This window comes from Mycoplasma sp. AC157 (assembly GCF_054343415.1).
This window is the reverse complement of sequence record NZ_JBTGVE010000017.1, coordinates 1-19,904: the sequence shown is the minus strand read 5'-3', so window position 1 is coordinate 19,904 and position 19,904 is coordinate 1. Positions and strand designations below refer to the sequence as shown.

Sequence of the window (19,904 nt, the reverse complement as noted above, 5' to 3'; positions counted from 1 at the left end):
TCATAGTGTAATTTTGAGTTTTTTGCTGTTTTTTCAACGCTTGCGACTCTGCTGCATTGATAAGTCGTTTGTTTTGTTTTTTGTTTAAAATTCTTGGTAGAATCTGTTGGAATAATTGAATTATAACAGTAAATAAAAGGATTGGTAAGTAAATCCATTGTCCTGCAAATAATTCTTGATAAGAAGTCGATGCAAGGTTTATTCCTAATCACGTTGTTGCTTTAATACCCGGTAATCCTTGTAATATTCTTCACATCGCAACAAATATAGGCATTGTTATAAGTAACGCTTGGAATTGAGCAGCAGGACTTATATTATTCTTTTTATATAATTCTGCAATCTCTTGTCTTTGTCTTGCTTCCATTTGCTTATTACCTTTATGAGGTGCATATTTAGCATCAATTTTTGCTTTTTTAGCTTGCACTTCTTGTTGTTTAGATTGACTAAATAAAGTTTTAAATCTAAATGCAAATGAAAGTAATTTAGTAAGAATAACAGCAATTATTATAGTGATAATAGCAGGTCATCCTTGAAGTCCTTCTAATGACATAGAATCCAATAGAGCAGCCATTAATTTAGACATCGGTCAGATAAATAACCCATAGAAAGGACCGAGTTGTCAAGCATCACCTCAAGTAACAATTATTTTTTGAGGTTCTGCCCCTTTATATGATAATAAATCTGATGCATTTTTTGCAGTTCCTGGTTCAAAAGCAACAATTCCATCACCAATCTTTGTATAATGTGTTGCTTTTAAAATTTCACGCAAGTTTGCTGAATAATCATTAACTAATGATATTGATTGTTCAGAAGCACCAGTACCTTTTTCTTCTATTTCTTTAATAGCGTTTTCTAATTTGTTATTATTATATTTGTCAAAATTTACAAGTTGATTATTTAAATAATGAATTACATCTCTTGCAAATTTATTATTATTTTCTATAAAATCTTCATTTGGAACAATATAATCTTTAACCGTTTCAAAATATGAATAAATAAAAGGATCTTTTTCATTTACATATTTTGCATTGTGAGTTAATTTTATATTATCCTTAAACTCTCTTAATAATTTTATTTCTTTTCAATCATTAAATTTTTGATTGTAGTTTTCAGTTGTGGAATTGAAGTATAATAATTCTCCATTATCTCCCTTTGGATATTGATAACTACTTTGCCCTTCAACTGGTTTATCACTTTGATAAACTATTAAAGTATTGTAATTACCTCATTGTCCATAACTACCTTCAGCTTGTTTTTTTAAAGCTTCAATAACATCTTTTCTTTCCTTATCTTGGTTAGAAACGTAAAAGTTGTCGTTATTTTTTTTGATATTTAAAACTTCTTTTCCTTCTTTATTGGTTTGTTTTTCAAAAACTACAGCATTTGGAGCAATTCCTTCTTTTGAATTATAGAATTCCACCCCAGACCCTGCATGTGATGAAGTTTTAATTGCGAATGATTGAATACAACCAGTTAAAGTAACTCCGAAAATAAATATATAAATTAAAACTTTAAATCATTTTCAAATTTTTCTTCAAATATTTTTCTTTTCAGAATTATTATTACCGGTGAAGAAGTCATAAGATTTTGGTTTTTGCTTATTCTTTTCCACTTCTTAACCTCTCATATATTTTTATTACTTCCTTTTCTTTTTCTAAAAAAGGTAAAGATAAAAAACTTTTTCTTAATATTAAAACATTTTGAAAAGGTAAATCAATAAAATTCACTTTATTTGAAATTATCGCTTTAATTTGACGTCTAAAAAAATTTCTTTCTACAGCAATTGCAAATTTTTTTGGAACAGAAATACCAATTTGAAAATTTTTATGTTTTTTATAATATAAAATTAAGTTTTTTGTGATAATTTGTTGTTTTAAACTTATTACTTCTTGAAATTCTCAATTTTTCTTAAGTCTATTTTCTTTTTTCATAATTATTTATTTGAATCTGAAACAGTTAATCTCATTCTTCCTTTAGCTCTTCTTGAAGCTAAAACTTTTCTTCCACCAACTGTTGACATTCTTGCTCTGAATCCATGTGTTTTAGCATGTTTTCTTTTATTTGGTTGATAAGTTCTTTTCATATGCTCTCCTTAAAGTTTTTTTAAATAAAAAGATACATTTTTTATGTATTTTAATTAAATATTAAAATTATAACAAAATAAAGATTAAAAAGGAAATAAAAAAACTTTTTTTCACAACTTTTTTTGTAAAAGAAAAAAAGAAATTTTTTTATTATTTTATATGTTAAATCATATTTTTTTTGCCTTTATTTAGGTTTTAAAAATGTGGCAATCTTGTTATTTCTAAAATTATTTATAAAATTATTTTTTATTTTTTAACATTTTTTATTTTTTTATTTTATTATTTAATAACTATGTCTAATATTGTTAATAACTATGAAGAAAATTTGTTAAAAACAAATAAAAAAATATTAAAAGAAATTGAAAAAGAGATTAATGACTCTATTATTTTTTCCACATATTTTTCTAAGTTAAAACTAAAAGAAATTAATGAGTTTTCTGCGGTTTTTATTGCTAAAAACAATGTGATTATTAAAGATATTAAAGAAAATTATTTGAGTTTTTTAACATCTGCTATTGTTAAAACTTTAAAAAGTGAAAAAGCTGTGGAAATCATTCTTGAAAACACTATTGTGAATAAAGAAAAAGAAAAACAAGTTATCAACAATAACACAAAAGATATTAACAATTTTGTCACTAACATAGATTTTAAAGATAATTTATTACCAGATTTAACATTTAAAAATTTAGTAACAGGTAAATTTAACGAAGATTTAATAAAAATAGCTGATAATTTGTTAAAAACTAAAAAAGTAGAATTTACTCCTATATTCATCCACTCAAAATCAGGATTAGGAAAAACCCACTTTCTAAACGCTTTAGGAAACGCAGCAAAAGAAATAGGACTTAAATCTTATTTTCTAAACCCAGATGCCTTTACTAACCAAATTTCTTTAATATTAAAAGAAAAAGATATAGAAAAAATAAACAATTTTTCTTCTTTTTTAGAAAGTGTTGATATCTTTTTAATAGACGATGTTCAAATGCTTGGTTCAAGAGTAAAAACTCTAGAATTTTTATTCAATATTATTAATAATTTAAAAAATAATAAAAAGCAAATTATCATTTGTTCTGATAAAAAACCAGAACTTTTAGGTGGATTCGAAGATAGGTTTATAACAAGATTTCAAAGTGGTTTAACTTTAGAAATAAAAAAACCTAATAATGAAGATTTACTCAAGATTTTAAAATTTAAAATCGAACAAGAAAACTTTGATTTGAACAAATGAGACAACAAAGCTTTAAGCTTTTTAACAAGAAATTTTTATCACTCCATAAGAGAAATCGAAGGGGCTTTAAATCAAATTAAATTTTCTGTAAAAAACTCACCAAAAGATTTAACTTTCAATGAAAACCTTCTTAATAATATTTTCCACGAAACCGTTCATTTCGAAAGGGAAATAACACACGATAGAATAATTGAAAGCGTTTGTTTATATTACAGAGTAAAAGAAGAAGAAGTAAGAAGTAAATCAAGAAAAAGAGAAATTGTTATTGCTAGATCGATGATAATTTACCTAATTAGAGAACTGCTTTCCTTTAGTTATGAAAGAATTGGTATCTATTTAGGTGGCAAAGATCACTCAACGATTATGGCTTCTTATAAAAAAATAGAAAAAGATATAGAAACGTCCCATGAACTTAAAAATGCAGTTAATTCATTAACAAACAAAGTAAAAACTGTTTCTTAATTAATCAACATCTTTTTTGCCTATTTTTAGGTTAAAAAGATAAAACTAACTAAAACTAACATTGCTAATAATAATATATTAGAAAATAAAATAAAATAAATATAAAATAATAAAATATAAAAGGAAAAATAAAATGAATTTTACAATTGAAAAAAAATATTTTGAAAAAGAATTTGAAAGAATTGGTGTTTCTATAAATACTTTAAATTTTATCCCTTCTTTAAGAAGTGTTAAAATTGAATTAAGACAAGAAGGATTATATTTATATGGTTCAGATGGAGAAATTTCTATAATTGGACATATTTCTTCTGAAAACATAAAAAATATAAATGAATTAGGTTCTTTTTTAATAAATTATTCAATGTTAAAAAATATAATTAAAAAAACTGAAGGAATTTTAGAATTTAAAATCGAAGATACTAATTTAACTATTAAAAACAAAGATGATTTATACAAAATTAATATCCAAAATGATGAAGATTTCCCAAACATTAGATTCGATTTATCAGGTCAAAAAATATCAATTCATTCAAAAGACTTTAAAAAAGCAATTAAGGATACTAGTTTTGCTGCTACAATCGATAGTTCTGAAGTTATTTTAGATTGTATCAATATAAATGCTATGGATGGTAATTTAAGAATTTCAGCAACAGATAGATATAGAATATCAACAGAAATACTTCCTATTGAATCTCATATTGAATTCGATATTTCTATAATAGCTAGAAATTTAAAAAATTTTATCCCTAATGATTATGAAGGGCAATTAGAAATTTATGTTGAAGACAATAAAATAGAAACCATTATTGAAAATACAAAAATACAATGTAAAGTTATTGATTTTCCTTATAAAGATATTTCTAATGTTTTCCCAAATATAGATGATTTAGTTTATAAAATTGAAATCGATAAAAAAGAACTTAGTGAGTTAATATCTAAAGCTTCTATTTTATCCAATGATCAATATTTCAAATTAAATGTTAGTGTAAACCAAGAAGAATTTACTATGAGTGGAAACAAAGAAGAAACCGGGTTTATTTCTGTAAAAACTAAAGAAATGAAGTTTGAAAGTTCTAATAGTGAATTAAACTTTTCTATAAATCATAGATATTTAAAAGATGCTATTTCAGTTTATGAAGGTTTGATTTATATTTTTGTAGATAAAAAAATAAGAAAAGTTTATATAGTTTCACCTTCTAATAAAAATAATAAACAATTAATAGGAACTACATAGAAAGGAAAAAAATGAAAGTAGAAATAACAGGAGAATTTATAAAATTAAGCCAACTATTAAAAAAAATGAACTTTATTGATTCTGGTGGTGCAGCAAAAGAGTTTTTAGCAACTAACCAAGTTAAAATCAATGACAATAGCGAAGTAACTAGAGGTTCAAAAATTAAGGTTGGAGACATCGTTTGAGTAAATGATGAATTATTTCATATTGTAAGTGCATAAAAAGAAGAAAAAATAAAAAATCTTCTTTTTTATTTGCTTAAATAATTTAAAATATAAAAATATGAATAAATATGATGCAATAGTAGTTGGTGGCGGTCATGCAGGTATTGAAGCCACATACGCTTTAGCAAAACAAAACTTTAAAGTTTTGCTAGTAACTTTAGATAAAAATAAACTAGCTTCAATGCCATGTAATCCATCAATTGGTGGTCCTGCTAAAGGGATTATAACAAGAGAAATAGATGCACTTGGTGGAGTGCAAGGTATTTTTGCTGACAAAGCAATGATTCAAATTAAGATGTTAAATGAATCAAAAGGACCGGCAGTAAGAGCGATGAGAGCTCAAATTGATAAAGACAAATATTCAAAAGTAATATTAGAAGATATTGAACAAAGAGAAAATATCGATATTTTAGAAGATATTGTTGAAGAATTGATTCTTGAAAACAACTTGGTAAAAGGAGTTAAAACGGAAAAAGGGAATGTTTGTTATGCTAATGCTGTAGTATTAACAACAGGAACTTATATGGACTCGAGAATTTTAAGAGGAGATGAAATTCAAAAAAGTGGTCCAGATGGACAAAGAACAAGTAATAAACTTTCAATGTTTTTAAAAAATAACGGATTTGAACTTATTAGATTAAAAACGGGAACGCCACCTAGAATTTGAACCGATTCCATAGATTTTTCTAAAATAGAAGAAGAAATTTTAGAAAATAACAACCTTCATTTTAGTTTTAAAAATGAAGTAGTTCTCGAAAAGCAAATTCATTGTTTTTTAACATATACAACCCCAAAAACACACGAAATCATTTTGAATAACTTAAATAAATCAAGTATGTATTCTGGTCTTATTGATGGAGTTGGACCAAGGTATTGTCCTTCTGTAGAAGACAAAATAGTTCGTTTTAAAGACAAAGAAAGACATCAAATATTTTTTGAACCAGAAACTGCCAAAGGTGATTTGATGTATATAAATGGTTTATCAACTTCAATGCCTATTGAAGTGCAAAAAGAAATGGTTAAATCGATTCCTGGTTTAGAAAATGCAAGAGTAGCTAAATGAGCTTATGCGATAGAATATGATGCCATAAATCCTTTACAATTAAAAAAATCACTTGAAAGTAAAAATATTAATGGTTTATTTTTTGGTGGTCAAATAAATGGAACAAGTGGTTATGAAGAAGCAGCTGGACAAGGATTAATAGCAGGAATAAACGCATCTCAATATTTAAAACAAGAAGAACCAATTGAAATTCTCAGAAGTGATGGTTATATTGGGGTTTTAATTGATGACTTAGTTACAAAAGGAACTAACGAACCATATAGAATGTTAACTTCAAGAGCAGAATACAGGTTATTATTAAGAAACGATAATGCCGATTGAAGAATGAAAGATTATGCTTTAAAAGCTAATATGATAAGCAAAGAAGGGTATAATTTAGTTATTGATAAATACAAACAAATAGAGTTAAAAATTGAAGAATTAAAAAACACTTTTGTATCTTCAAAAAGTGATTTAGCAATTAAATACAACGCAATTAATGGACAATCTTTATTTCAACTAGTTTCAAGACCTGATGTAGATTATCTTGAAATATTAAAAAACTTTAAATTTGCTTATGAACTTGTTGTATTATCAAGATTGGATGGTTATATACAAAAACAAGTGCATGATGCAGAAAAAATGTTAAAACTTGAAAAATTAAAAATACCAGCTGATATAGACTATAAAAAAGTTGATAATTTAGCAAATGAAGCAAGAGATAAATTAATTAAAATCAAACCAACCACTATAGGACAAGCATCAAGAATTAGTGGTATTAATCCAGCAGATATTCAAATGTTAATGTTCTATATAAAGATGAGAAATAAATAGTGAAAATAACTATTATTGCAGTAGGAAAACTTCAAAAAAATTATTTAACCTTGTTCCAAGAATATGAGAAAAAAATAAGTTTTTTTTCAAAAATAGAAGTAATAGAAATAAAGGAATTACAAGAAGAAAATATAGAAATAAAAAAGGAAAAAGAAACAAATAAAATATTGGAATTAATTCCAAAAAACTCAACAGTTTTCCTTTGCTCTTTAAAAGGAAAACAAATGGATTCTTTTGAATTTTCCAATTTAATTGATAAAAGTAATATAACTTTTATAATTGGTGGTTCTAACGGGGTTATTGAAGATAAAATAGATGCTCAAAAAATAAATTTTTCTTTACTAACATTCCCACATCAGTTATTTAGAGTGTTACTTGTTGAACAAATTTATAGAGCATTTGCTATAAAAAACAATATAAAATACCACAAATAAAAAGAAAGAGGAAAAATGAAAAAAACATTATTAAAAGATGACTTTTTCAGTCACATAAATAAAGTATGATTAGAAAACACAAAAATACCAGAAGATAAATCAAGTATTAGTGTTTTTTCTGAACTTGATTTAAACTTAGAAAAACTTTTAAAAGATTTAACAAAAAAATGACTTAAAGATACAAGTTCTTTAAATGAAAATTCAATGATGTTGGAATATGTTAAGTATTTTTCGATGTTAATGAATGAAAGTAAAAGAAAAGAACTTGGTTGAGAACCGGTTAAACAATATTTAACTAAATTAGAAAGTTTAAAATCCTTTAAAGATTTATTTTCACAAGATAAAGAATTTTGACTTTTATACGGGTTTTTACCTTTAGAAAAAGATTTATACGAAGATTTTATTGATAATGAAAAAAGAATTTTTTGATTTGGAGATTTTAAAACAATCTTGCCAAACAAAGAAAGTTATTCAAACAAAGAAGAGTCAGAAAAATTATTAAACACTTGAAAAGAAATGGTTTTATTTTTATTAAAAGACTATGGTAAAACAGAAGAAGAAGCAAATAAATTAATATCAAATGCTATTAAATTTGATGACATTTATAAAGATTATATTCTTTCATCAATAGAACAAGCTAATTATGTTGCTTTATATAATCTAAAATCAAAAGAAGAATATAATTCATATACCAAACAGTTTATTATTTCTGATTTATTAGAAAGTTTAGTTTCACAAAATGTGGAAGCAGTTTCTGTTTCAAATATAAGACTTTATGAAAATTTTGACAAAATCTTTAGCAATGAAAATTTTGAATTTTATAAATCATTTTTATTTATAAGAAACTTGTTACAAACAACTAAATTTTTAAGTGAAGAAATTAGAATTAAAGCTGGGGAATTTGGTAGAAAAGTTTATTCTATTGAAACTTATAGAAACTTAGAAAATTTTGCTTTTGATATGGCAAATGAATATTTTGGAATGCCTTTAGGTATGTATTATGCTGAAAATTACTTTGGTAAAAAAGCAAAAGAAAATATTGAACATATGGTTTCTAATATGATTAATGTTTATAAAATGAGATTAAATAATAATACTTGATTGAGTAAAGAAACTATTCAAAAAGCATTAACTAAATTATCTACTATTCAAGTTATGATTGGTTTTCCAGAAGTGATTAGACCATATTATTCAAAATTTAAAGTTAAAACTTATGAAGAAGGTGGAAATTTATTTGAAAACGCACTTAAATTTAATAAATATTTAGTTGAATATGCATTGTCTTTATTTGGCAAAACAGAAGATAAAAGATATTGATCAATGTCTCCTGCAACAGTTAATGCATATTACAATCCATTAAAAAATCAAATAGTTTTCCCTGCAGCTATTTTAGCAGATCCTTTTTATAATTTAAATAGACCATCATCTTATAATTATGGTTCTATTGGTTGTGTAATAGCTCATGAAATTTCTCATGGTTTTGATAATCACGGTGCTCAATTTGATGAAAAAGGAAAATTAAACAATTGATGAACTGATAAAGATAGAGAAGAATTTGCAAAAAGAACACAAGCAACCATTAATTTATTTGATAAAGTGGAAACAGACTTTGGACCAGTTAATGGAGAGTTGACTGTTTCTGAAAACATTGCAGATTTAGGTGGTTTTGACTGCGCTTTAGAAGCGGCAAAACAAGAAAAAGATTTTGATGCCAAAAACTTTTTTGAAAGCTGAGCAACAAGTTGAAGAATTATTTTAAAAGAAGGTGCAGCAAAAAGACAATTGGAATCAGATGTTCACTCACCAGGAAAAGTACGTGCTAATGTTATTTTAGGAAATAATGATTTATTTTTAGAAACTTATGAAATTTCTTCATCCGATAAAATGTTTATACCAAAAGAAAAAAGGGTAAAAATTTGATAAATCAAAAAGAATTAGAAAAAATCTATCACTTACAAAGGGAAGATTTTTTTTATTTTGGTCCTTTAAGTATTAAAGATAGAATTGAAATTTTAAAGAAAATTAAAAGATTTATTCAAGAAAAAGAAGAAGAAATTTTTAAAGCGTTAAAAGAAGATTTAAACAAAGATAAAGTAGAATCCTTTGTTTCCGAAATTGCTTTAATCTATAAAGAAATAGATCTATATGTAAAAAATATAAAAAAATGAGCTCGTTCTAAAAAAGTAAAAACACCTTTTTATTTATTTCCATCTAAATCAAGTTATAAATATGAAGCATATGGACAAACTTTGATTATTAGCCCTTGAAATTATCCGATTATGCTTTCTATTGTACCTATTATAAATGCTATTGGCGCAGGAAATAGGGTAATATTAAAACCTTCTGAATTTTCAGAATATTCATCTAAATGATTAATGAAATTTTTTAATGAAAATTTTGATCATAAAATCATTTATTGTGCTGATTCTTCTTTAGAAACATCTAATTTTCTTTTAGATCAAAAGTTTGATCTAGTATTCTTTACTGGATCAACAAATGTAGGAAAAATTGTTTTAGAAAAAACTTCCAAATTTTTGACTCCAACTATTTTAGAATTAGGTGGTAAATCACCAACTATAATTTGTTCTGATGTAAATTTAGATAAAGTTGTTGAAAAAATTTATTATGGTAAATCATTAAATTCAGGGCAAACATGTACAACTCATGATTATGTTTTAATAGATAAAAAAATAGAAGATGAATTTATACAAAAATACAGAGAATATGTACAAAATCAACTAAAAAATAACCTCGAAAATGAACCTAAAATCATTAGTGAAAAACATTATAATAGACTATTGAAATTAGTTATTTCAACCGAGTTAAAAACTAATCATGAAATGAAAATAATAGAACCTTTTATTTATAAAGCATCATTAAATGATGCGATAATGCAAGAAGAAATTTTTGGACCAATTTTGCCTGTTATTTCTTTTGAAACTATTGAAGAAGCAATTGATATTGTTAAAAGACAACAAAAACCACTTGCTCTTTATCTTTTTAGTAAACAAAAATCAATTATTAATAAAATAAAAAAATTACAAGCAGGAGCAATCATTATAAATAACACAACAGAACATGTGGCAAATTCATATTTACCTTTTGGTGGCATTGGAAATTCAGGACTAGGGAAATACAGGGGATATAGCGGTTTTAAATCTTTTAGCCATCAAAAATCTTTTTTTATAAATAAATTTGTATTTAAACCTTTAAGTTTGGTAAAAAAACCTTTTAATAACAAAAAGTTTTCTTTACTGAAAAAGATTTTTAAGTAAAATAAAAAAACCACTAAACACAACACTTCTCGATGTGGCTGCTACATTTCTGTCCTGACCAGGTTACAAGGTTTTTGTTTTAATGGCATTTATATTATATATTAATATTTGATTTTAAAAACAAAAAATAGTATTATAATTTATATACAAAAATTTGAAAGGAGAAAAAATGCAATTTTTAGATTTTTTTAATTGAAGAAGAAATGTAGTTACATTTGCAGAGTCTAAGATTTTATTTTATTCAATTTTTGCATTAATTCTTTTAGCAACTACTTTTGTTTGAATTTATAAATCAAAAATATATAACCATTTCAATTCAAACCCAGACAAAAAATATTTAAAAAATTTAAACAAAGATCAATTATTTATGGTGATAGGTGCTTTTGTAATAATATTTAATATTTTTAGAATAATTTTATTTTTGGTTCGCGATTATCCTTGAAAATGAGAATTAATTCCTTTACATTTATGTAGATTTTATATAGTTTATTTTGGATTTATTTTCCTTTTCAAAAAGGCACACAATATTAAATATATTAGTATATTAGCTTTTTTAGGTGGAATAGTAGGATTTTTATTTGTAAATTTAGGACCTGTTCCCGAATTTATTAATCAAGACAGAATTTATAATTCTTTCCAACCAGGGACAATAGAATATGAAAGAGCGGGGTTTGACTCTGGATATGACACTTATGCTTACTGAGATTTTATATTAACTCATGGATTTGTAATTTTTATCCCAGTTCTAACACATATTGCATATGGCAAAAAAGCAAAAATAAACATTACAGTAATAACACAAGGACTTGTAATGATGTTAATTTTAGGAATAGTAATATTTTTTGTTTCTTGAATAATGTATGAAATTTTACAAAAAATAGACAACCCTAAATTAAAAATAGCATTAGATCCTAATTGGTTATACCTTGGTAGAACTGGAATAGGGACTTTGGGAAAACTAACAAGATGACCTTTAAATATAGTAACTTTATCAGTTTTAGTTCCTTTACTTACTTATTTAGCATACTTTATTTATGTATTGTTATCTTCTATAGAATTTGATAATTTTAATGAAAAAAATAAAAATCCTAAAATTAAATTTAGAAAACCAAGAGAAGTTTTCCAAGAACAACAAGATTGAACTTTCTTTAAAAAAATAATGAAAAAAGAAACTAAATAAAATTTATTCTTTTAAGGAGAGAAATGAATAGAATAGAGAAAAAAAATCATAAAGTTTATAGTTATAGAAACAAACATCCATTTATACCTTAGGACAAATCTTTTCTAATATATTAAAACCAATTTTAATTGCTAGTGGTACAAGCATTTCTGCATCAACATATGGATTTTCTGCAGCTTTTAATGCTGTATTATCAATAACATCAATTTTATCTCTATTATTTTAATTATGAAATCATTTTTATTAACATTATTAGCATTTATGCTTTTTTCATTATTAAATTCATTATTTTTCTTTGTGTCTTATAAACAAAAAACTTTTTTAGAAAAAATAGACAAAAGAATTTGAGAAGTGCAAAAAAATACAAAAAATACAAATAGTTCGATTGAATTTATAGATATTTGAGAAATCATTATTAATATTTCCTTTTTTATATTTTTTATAGTAATGTCTACAATTGAATCTTACAATCAAGAAAGCAATAATGTATATTGAATCTTATCGATTATTTTTAGTATTTTGTTTATAATTTTCTTCATATTAATTTTTGTTATTTATAAGATAAAACTTTCTAAAAAAACAAAAAGCAAAGAAAAAACAGAAAATCCAATCCAAGAATTAATTAATTTTTGAGAACAAAATAAAGACTTAGAAAAATACAAAAACTTAACTTTTTATAGAAAAAACAAAAGTAGAAAAGATTTTATAATAAAAAGATTAAATAAACAAATTGAGTTAATTAAAAAAGAAAAAATGACTGATGCTGAATTATTTAATTCCTTAATTAATATTTATTTTTCTTGTTTTGTTATTTATTTATTTGGAAACAATACATATATTTTTAAAGATAAAAACTATATAAACAGAAAAGAAAAAGATTTTTATAAAATAACATTATGATACACACTAAATTTGTATTTTTCAAAAAACAAAAATTAATTTTATAAAGAGAATACCTATATAAAAAGGTATTTTTTTTTTTTTAAAAGTGATATAATATATTTACATATATTATGAAAAAAAAGGAGGATTATGAACAACAACGAAATTAAAAAAACACTAAAATGAATAAATAATGATTATTCATTTTTTAGGCTTATATTCTTTTTAAGCTTTAATTTTTTAATCCTTATATTTCCTTTAATTTTACTTATAATAGATTTAATTTTTAGGACTGAAATTTATAATAAGTTAGTTGCAAGCGGCATAATTACTTCACTTCTTTTTTATTTATTTCCAATTTTATTTTTTCCTTTTATATTGTGAATACTAATAAAATACATTTTAATTTTAACCATTAAAATACAGATTTTAAAAAATAAAGAAATAGATTATAATGACTATACAAATAAAGTAAAAATGTTTTTTATAATGAATTTTAATTGAAAAAGATTGAGGGGAAATTATGAAGACAAACTTCTTTAGTTTAAAAAATGAAGTTGAAAAATTAACTTATTTAAGTTCGAGATTTAAATTATTTTTCTTTATTTTCATAGATTCTTTTATTTTCATTTTAACCTTATTTTTATCTGTATTTTATATAATCAAATTTAATGAAGTACCACACAAAGAAGTAGTTATATATGTTATTGTATTTTGTTTTATATTTTCCATATTCTTTTTATTTGCAGCACTAAGAAGAGTAATGATTTTTGGACTATTATATTTTTATTATGAAAATAGAAGTGATTTAATTTGTTTTGCTTTAATATTTTTAATAAATTTATTTTCTTTGAGGATTGGTTCAGTAATTAATTGCTTTAAATTTATTAAAAACAGAAAAAATCTAAATTTTATAGAATCTAATTTAGATTTAGATAAAGTAATTTTTATAGGTGAAAAAGGTTTAGAATTATACTTCGATGATTTTTTTATAATAAAAAGTATCACTTTAATTTCTGATGATAAAAATTACGATTTGAAAGGGAAAATAAAGGATTTTTGTATAGAAATAGAAAAAGATAAAATTTATAAATATAAAGATATTGAAATACTTTTAGCAAATACTAAAGAACTATTTGTTGATAAAATAGATATTCAAAAAATTAATAATTTTAAAACCTTAAAATTTCATATTTTACTTTGTTTACTCATTAATTCTTTATATTTAAACAAAAATAATTATAAAAAAATGGTAGACAAAATTAATTTAATAGATTTTGTGTCAGAAGACGCTTTAATTTCTGATAAAGAAATAATTCAAGCAAAAGCACAACTAATATCACCTTCTAATTTAAAAGAAAATCTTTATCTAAAAGAAACAAAATATTTAGATAACTTATGACTTATGTATAGGATAATAAGGTTATTTATAAGCAAAGAATAAAAAAAGTTAACAAATCATTGTTAACTTTTTGTTTTTAGCAAACTTTATTTTTACAATCTCCAGTAGTTAAAAATTCGTTTAAGTTATCAAAAGATTGTTCAACCATATTTGCAACTGCTTCATCTGTATATGAACCTATGTGTGGAGTTGCAACAAATCTTGGATAGTAAGTCATTAATTTTTGAACTGTTTCATTTGGAAGTTCTTTTTGATGTTTTTTAAAGAAAATTTCACCTTCGTTGTTAAATACATCTGTAGCAATAGCACTTAATTTGTTAGTTTCTAGAGCTCATAATAAAGCATTTTCATCTTGAATTTGACCACGAGCTGTATTAATTAAAATAGCATTATCTTTCATTTTGGAAATAAAATCTTTATTTATCATTTTATCATTTTGACCTTTAATATAAGGGATGTGAAATGAAATAATATCTGATTTTGCTAATAAGTCGTCTAAATTTGTGTATTCAAGCACTTCTTTTGCTTTGTCATTTGGAAAAGGATCAAATCCTAGAACTGTTGTACCTATTGATTTAAAAAAGTGAGCAGTTCAATATCCGATTTTTCCTGTTCCGATAATTCCTACTGTGGTGTTTTTAAATTCTCTTGCAAAACCAAAAGGATCAACAGTAAAATCGTTATTATAACCTTTGTGAGCAAAGTGAAGACTTTTTCTATTTAACATTACACCAAGTGAAAATGCTAATTCTGAAATAGCTGTTGGAGAATATGAAGGAACTCTTGCTGATTTGATTCCTAGTTCTTTCATTTTCTCTAAATCCATATGATCTGTACCCACAATTCTAGCTAAAATGTATTTAATACCAAAAGAATGAATTTTTTCTACAACAGCAGCATTAACTTTATCGCTTGCTCTTGTGATAACTGCATCAAAACCTTTAACACTATCAACAGTATTTTCATTTAATGAGTCAGAACGAAGTTCTAATTCATAATTGTATTTATTGAATTTGTGGAAAATTTTTTTTTCCACTTCTCTTACTCCAAAACAAATAACTTTTATATTTGCCATTAAAATACCAATCCTAAAACAACTATTCAAACAGGCATCATTACAATAGCACAAAGAGTTGCTAAAGCAGAACATTGTGCTGAATAAGTTTCATGCATTTTATATTTCATTGAATAAGCAATAACAACTGTTGAAGGTGGAACTGCAGCAAAAATAACCATTGAACTTGCAACATGACTAGTAACTACTCCTGTATATTTTAAAGGTAACATTATTAATAGAACTAGTGATGGTATTGCTATTAATTTAATTGCTACAAATATTCAAACTCATATATCTTGTATTGCGTTTTTCAAAGGAACTGTAGCAATAGTCATACCAATTGTTATTCAAATTAATGGTGAAGCTAAACCAGAAAGAGTTTGAATTATTTTGTGTAACGCAGGAAGAGTTTTACTTAATTCAAATCACCCTAGTATAACTCCTGTTTTGTTACCGTTTTTATCTACTACATTTCAAGTACCACCAGGAATTAATTGACTTAATCATAAAATTAAACCAATAAATGTAGCGATAACAATTGGATTTAATAAAGCGGTTTTAATTGATTTTGAAAAGTTTGCTTTATTGAATTTAAGACCAGACATCAACATAAAACATAGAGAATAAAGGAAAATTCTGTATGGAATGTTTCAGATGTTGGCTGCTAAAACCCCATTTTTGTCATAAACTGCTTGAATAATAGGTAGTCCAAAGAATGTTGTTGAACCAAAAATTAACATCATTCAAATAACTAAAGCTCTTGATTCTGTAACATTTTCGCCACCTAAAGTTTTGACAACTTTAGATTTGGATAATTTGGGAACTTTTACAAATTTAACTCAAACTAGTGCTATGATACACAACACTATGTAAAAAGCAAAAGCGACTCCAAGAATTACAGCTTGTTCAATTAAACTTTTAATTGTAATGGTTTTCATAAAACCGTTTAGTGCAAGAGCAGGTAAAGCAATTAATAAAACAATTTGATTTATAATTCCTTTACCTTCTTGTTTTAAAATTTTAAATTTTGCGAATAAGTAACCTATTGTAATAATCCCGATAGAAGCAATTATTGCTCCCCATAGGGATTGGTTACTCACTGTTTTGATAAATTGATCCATATTTATAAAAAATTTCTCCTAATTTGAGTTTAAAACTCATATATATTTTACTATTTTATTTTTAAAAAATAAAGTATAATATGTGCCGTCGGAGGAAAAATGAAAAATATTAATATTCAATTGCTTGAATATGTAGAAAGCAAAAAAAGAAAATTAGCAAAAGAAGCAAAATATTCTTCTATTTTAGATAATTTTATTAAATGAGCTTTAATAATTTTAAATTTAACTATTATTGCAATTGCGATAACAGTTATTGTTATAGAAGTAAATCGTTATAATTCTATCCCAGCAGAAACAAGAAAATCATTTTTTGATGAATTAGGTTTAACAATTGTACTTGCTTCCTTTATCGTTCTAACCTTTTTATTTAATTTATTTTTATCTATTTATAGAGAAGTAATGAAATTTAAAGATTATAAACAAGCAATGAGAAAAATAACATATATAACATATAAATTAAGAGAAGATGAAAATTATTCAAAAGAACAATTTGATAAAGAATTTAATCAAATTGAAAAAGATTTTTTAGCTAAAAAACAAGTTTCAAAAGGGCAATTAATCAAGAAATTTATTTTAGGAGGTGGAAAATAATGAATGTAAAATTATTTGATTCTACAAAAGAATTTATTGATTATATAACTTTAAAAACTAATATAAAAGCAAAAATTTATAAAATAATTTTTTGAGTAGCTGCTCTATTTTCATTATTATTTACTTTCTTTTCTGGTTTAATGGGAGTTGCAAAACTAGCTTCTTCTAGATTAGAAGAATTTAAAGGATTTGCCCTTTTATTCACTTCAGAAGTTGATGGAAAAATAGTAGATCAATGACCAATTTTCACATTGTGAATAGGAATTTCTTTAGCTATTTTAAATGGATTATTAGCTTTATTTGTTGTAAAGAAAAAATGAATAAGAAACCAAAAAGTTAATAATTTAATTTATTTAGAAAGAGTTCTTTTTGAAGCAAATGAAGGAAAATATGCAGAAGCAAAAAATAAAGATTTATTATTTTTTGATAGAGTTTCTGAAATACTTGGTAATAAATATTCACTTAACGAAGGAGAAGAATAATTATGGATTATTCAAATGAAATAAACAGAACTAAAAAAAGTATGAAAAGTTTAACTACTAAGTATTTAAGATCCAAATGAACTTTCTTAATTGTAAGTATTGCTTTAATTTTAATGAGTGCATTTAATGGATTGTTATCTGCTTATGCTATTGCTAAAAACCCAAATTTAACAGCAGTTTGATTATTTGTAACCATTTCAATCATAACTACAATAATGGCATTTTTAACAGCGGCAGCCACACTATTTGCTTTTTCTAAAAAAAGAGAAACAAATAAGCAAAAAGCTTTATATTTAGAACAAATTGAACAAGATTTAAAAAATGATTCATTAACAATTTCAAAAGATGAATTAGTTGTTGAACTGGCACAAATAGATATTGAAGAATAAAGAAAATAACACTTGAGAAAGTGTTATTTTTCTATTCATCTAAATCGTCTTCATCAACAAATTCATTATCTTCTTCTGTTTCTTTTTGCCTTTCAAATCCTTCTAAAGGATTTTTCTTATCATCTGTAAATAAGAAGGAAGAAATAATTATAGGATTTCTTCTTTTTTCTTTATAAAAGAAAGGAATTAAACGATCTTTTATTAACTGTCTTAATTCAGGAACTGTTCAATCTTCTTTATTTTTGATTGTAAATAAAACAGCTCCATGAACTAATCTCTTGATTTCTTCAACAAAATCGGTTGATGTTTTAACATAGAAGCAACCTCTAGAAACTACTCTTGGTTTTCCTACTATAATGTTTTTATTTCTATCTATTGCAATAGCAATATAAACAAAACCATTTTCACCTAAAGCAACTCTTTCTTTCATTAAAGAAACATTAACTTTGGAAACCACATCTCCATCAATAAAAATTGGTCCTGGATTAATAAATTCCTTTGTAGTTACGAGTTTTTTGTTTATTAAATGTAATACTTCACCTATTCTTGGAATTATTACATTATTAGGATTTACTCCGTTTTCAATGGCAGTTTGTCCATGAACTACTGACATCCTAAATTCTCCATGGTAAGGAACAAAGTATGTTGGTTTGGTTAATCTAAAGATTTTTTCGTGTTCTTCTTTATAAGCATGACCTGAAGTATGGAGATAACCATCAACCCCATTTTCTTTAATAATAGCACCTGTTTTATATAGTTTATTAACTAATAATTCAATTTTGATTCTGTTTCCAGGGATTGGAGAAGAAGAAAAAATGATCATATCCCCGTGTTTTAGGGTTATTTGAGGATGTTTTCCTAGTGACATTCTAGTTAAAGCTGCCATCTGTTCACCTTGTGAACCTGTGGTTAAAATAACAAGTTCGTTATCTTGGTATTTTGAAATGTTTTTCTTATCAATAAAAACATCATTAGGAGCATCAATATATCCCATTTTTCTTCCTATTTGTACTCCATTTACCATTGATCTTCCAAAAGTTACAACTTTTTTACCAAGTTTAGCAGCAAGTTCAATAATAACTTTAACTCTGGTTAAGTTAGAAGCAAAAGCAGTAATTATTATTTTCTTTTTAGCATCTAACATATGAGCTTCTATATCTTTTAAGATATCTTTTTCACTTGGTGAATGAAAAGGTCTCATTGCATTTGTAGAGTCGGAAAGAAGCACACTTAAATCTTCTTTACCTATTTGTTCTAGTTTGCTAAAATCGGTTAGATTTCCAATGGGTGTATAGTCAAATCTAAAGTCTCCGGTACACATAATGGAACCATTTGGAGATTTAACTCTTATTCCAAAAGCATCAGGAATTGAATGTTGAGCAGTTCAAAAATCTACTTCTAGTGTATTGAAAGTATGAACAGCATCTCTTTCAATTTCTACATACTCTACTTTTTTTCTAATACCTCTATCTTCAAATTTAGCTTTTAAATATTGAATAGCAATTCTTGGTGCAAAAATTTTAGGAATATGAACTTCTTGTAGTAGATAAGTAACACCACCAATGTGATCTTCGTGTCCGTGAGTTATAAATAAACCTCTAATTTTGTGCTGATTTTCTTTTAAATAAGAGTAATCAGGAATTATTCCTTTAATTCCAGTAGCAAAGGTATCGGCAAATTTAATACCTGCATCAATTATTACTATGTCATTTTCGTGCTCTATTATAAGGGTAGATTTACCTATTTCTTGCATTCCACCTAATGCAAATAATTTTGTTGGTTTCATATGTCTCCTAATATATTAATTTAAGTTAAAATAAAAAAAGAAATTTAATTAATTGTTTAAATTTTACAATAAAAAAAATTTTTTATAATTAATTTTTAAATTTTGTAAATTTATACAAAAAATTAAAAAAAATCTTGACAAATTTTGTAATTACAGATATAAAATGTCACTTTTTATAAATATGTGTTAATTTAATG

19 protein-coding genes and 1 other RNA gene are annotated in these 19,904 nt (G+C 24.6%); 13 read left to right on the top strand and 7 right to left on the bottom strand.

Annotated features, from left to right (window positions below; translation table 4 throughout):
- The 3 genes from ACXX84_RS03115 to rpmH all read right to left on the bottom strand — a co-directional run.
- Window positions 1–1,612: YidC/Oxa1 family membrane protein insertase (locus ACXX84_RS03115; protein ID WP_458572894.1), on the bottom strand; the 1,612-nt coding region annotated here is incomplete at its 3' end.
- Window positions 1,599–1,931, bottom strand: coding sequence for a ribonuclease P protein component (rnpA, locus tag ACXX84_RS03110; RefSeq protein ID WP_436358735.1), 333 nt, complete (start codon window positions 1,929–1,931; stop codon window positions 1,599–1,601). The genes ACXX84_RS03115 and rnpA, both read right to left, overlap by 14 nt.
- Before the next feature lie 2 nt (window positions 1,932–1,933).
- The gene (gene rpmH, locus ACXX84_RS03105) at window positions 1,934–2,083 is read right to left on the bottom strand and encodes a 50S ribosomal protein L34 (protein WP_436358736.1); all 150 of its coding nucleotides are present in this window, start codon (window positions 2,081–2,083) and stop codon (window positions 1,934–1,936) included.
- Between the two features lie 293 nt (window positions 2,084–2,376).
- Here rpmH and dnaA point away from each other — a divergent pair, with 293 nt between their 5' ends.
- The 7 genes from dnaA to ACXX84_RS03070 all read left to right on the top strand — a co-directional run bounded on the left by dnaA (window position 2,377) and on the right by ACXX84_RS03070 (window position 10,817).
- Window positions 2,377–3,774 carry a chromosomal replication initiator protein DnaA gene (gene dnaA / locus ACXX84_RS03100; protein ID WP_436358737.1) on the top strand — a complete coding sequence of 466 codons (1,398 nt, stop codon included), beginning with the start codon at window positions 2,377–2,379 and terminating at the stop codon, window positions 3,772–3,774.
- Window positions 3,775–3,907: 133 nt separating this feature from the next.
- Window positions 3,908–5,008: a DNA polymerase III subunit beta family protein gene (locus ACXX84_RS03095; RefSeq protein WP_458560521.1), complete on the top strand. Its 1,101-nt coding sequence runs from the start codon at window positions 3,908–3,910 to the stop codon at window positions 5,006–5,008.
- A gap of 11 nt (window positions 5,009–5,019) precedes the next feature.
- On the top strand, window positions 5,020–5,229 hold the full coding sequence (locus tag ACXX84_RS03090) for an RNA-binding S4 domain-containing protein (RefSeq protein WP_436358739.1): 210 nt from the start codon (window positions 5,020–5,022) through the stop codon (window positions 5,227–5,229).
- 61 nt (window positions 5,230–5,290) lie between these two features.
- Window positions 5,291–7,108, top strand: coding sequence for a tRNA uridine-5-carboxymethylaminomethyl(34) synthesis enzyme MnmG (mnmG, locus tag ACXX84_RS03085; protein ID WP_458572893.1), 1,818 nt, complete (start codon window positions 5,291–5,293; stop codon window positions 7,106–7,108).
- Window positions 7,108–7,542 (top strand): 23S rRNA (pseudouridine(1915)-N(3))-methyltransferase RlmH, encoded by a 435-nt coding sequence (locus ACXX84_RS03080; RefSeq protein WP_458560523.1) that lies wholly within the window; start codon window positions 7,108–7,110, stop codon window positions 7,540–7,542. The genes mnmG and ACXX84_RS03080 overlap by 1 nt, the downstream gene beginning before the upstream one ends.
- Window positions 7,543–7,557: 15 nt before the next feature.
- Window positions 7,558–9,465 (top strand): M13-type metalloendopeptidase, encoded by a 1,908-nt coding sequence (locus tag ACXX84_RS03075; RefSeq protein WP_458572892.1) that lies wholly within the window; start codon window positions 7,558–7,560, stop codon window positions 9,463–9,465.
- Window positions 9,459–10,817: an aldehyde dehydrogenase family protein gene (locus ACXX84_RS03070; RefSeq protein WP_458572891.1), complete on the top strand. Its 1,359-nt coding sequence runs from the start codon at window positions 9,459–9,461 to the stop codon at window positions 10,815–10,817. Before ACXX84_RS03075 ends, ACXX84_RS03070 begins: the two co-directional genes overlap by 7 nt.
- On the opposite strand, the gene ffs is transcribed toward ACXX84_RS03070, so the two are convergent.
- Window positions 10,815–10,911: signal recognition particle sRNA small type (ffs, locus tag ACXX84_RS03065), an RNA gene on the bottom strand. The two genes, ACXX84_RS03070 and ffs, sit on opposite strands and share 3 nt — an antisense overlap.
- Before the next feature lie 75 nt (window positions 10,912–10,986).
- Between ffs and ACXX84_RS03060 the strand changes: the two genes are divergently transcribed.
- The 3 genes from ACXX84_RS03060 (at window position 10,987) to ACXX84_RS03050 (ending at window position 14,323) form a co-directional block, all read left to right on the top strand.
- The gene (locus tag ACXX84_RS03060) at window positions 10,987–11,997 is read left to right on the top strand and encodes a TMEM164 family acyltransferase (protein ID WP_458572890.1); all 1,011 of its coding nucleotides are present in this window, start codon (window positions 10,987–10,989) and stop codon (window positions 11,995–11,997) included.
- 228 nt (window positions 11,998–12,225) lie between these two features.
- Complete coding sequence (locus ACXX84_RS03055) at window positions 12,226–12,936, top strand: hypothetical protein (RefSeq protein WP_458560527.1); 711 nt, start codon at window positions 12,226–12,228, stop codon at window positions 12,934–12,936.
- Window positions 12,937–13,402: 466 nt separating this feature from the next.
- Window positions 13,403–14,323 carry a hypothetical protein gene (locus ACXX84_RS03050; protein ID WP_458572889.1) on the top strand — a complete coding sequence of 307 codons (921 nt, stop codon included), beginning with the start codon at window positions 13,403–13,405 and terminating at the stop codon, window positions 14,321–14,323.
- A gap of 34 nt (window positions 14,324–14,357) precedes the next feature.
- Here ACXX84_RS03050 and ACXX84_RS03045 read toward each other — a convergent pair whose 3' ends face one another.
- Window positions 14,358–15,356: an NAD(P)-dependent oxidoreductase gene (locus tag ACXX84_RS03045; RefSeq protein ID WP_458572888.1), complete on the bottom strand. Its 999-nt coding sequence runs from the start codon at window positions 15,354–15,356 to the stop codon at window positions 14,358–14,360.
- Window positions 15,356–16,459, bottom strand: coding sequence for an AEC family transporter (locus tag ACXX84_RS03040; RefSeq protein ID WP_436358753.1), 1,104 nt, complete (start codon window positions 16,457–16,459; stop codon window positions 15,356–15,358). Before ACXX84_RS03040 ends, ACXX84_RS03045 begins: the two co-directional genes overlap by 1 nt.
- A gap of 99 nt (window positions 16,460–16,558) precedes the next feature.
- Here ACXX84_RS03040 and ACXX84_RS03035 point away from each other — a divergent pair, with 99 nt between their 5' ends.
- Genes ACXX84_RS03035 through ACXX84_RS03025 form a run of 3 tightly spaced genes read left to right on the top strand, consistent with a single transcriptional unit; the run spans window position 16,559 to window position 17,921 of the window.
- Entirely contained in the window at window positions 16,559–17,050 is a 492-nt protein-coding gene (locus tag ACXX84_RS03035; RefSeq protein WP_436358754.1) for a hypothetical protein, read from the top strand.
- Window positions 17,050–17,532, top strand: a complete 483-nt coding sequence (locus ACXX84_RS03030; RefSeq protein WP_458572887.1) for a DUF4231 domain-containing protein — start codon at window positions 17,050–17,052, stop codon at window positions 17,530–17,532. Before ACXX84_RS03035 ends, ACXX84_RS03030 begins: the two co-directional genes overlap by 1 nt.
- A gap of 2 nt (window positions 17,533–17,534) precedes the next feature.
- Window positions 17,535–17,921, top strand: a complete 387-nt coding sequence (locus ACXX84_RS03025) for a hypothetical protein (RefSeq protein ID WP_436358756.1) — start codon at window positions 17,535–17,537, stop codon at window positions 17,919–17,921.
- Window positions 17,922–17,952: 31 nt separating this feature from the next.
- Here ACXX84_RS03025 and ACXX84_RS03020 read toward each other — a convergent pair whose 3' ends face one another.
- Window positions 17,953–19,707: a ribonuclease J gene (locus ACXX84_RS03020; RefSeq protein WP_458572886.1), complete on the bottom strand. Its 1,755-nt coding sequence runs from the start codon at window positions 19,705–19,707 to the stop codon at window positions 17,953–17,955.
- Between the last annotated feature and the right edge of the window lie 197 nt (window positions 19,708–19,904).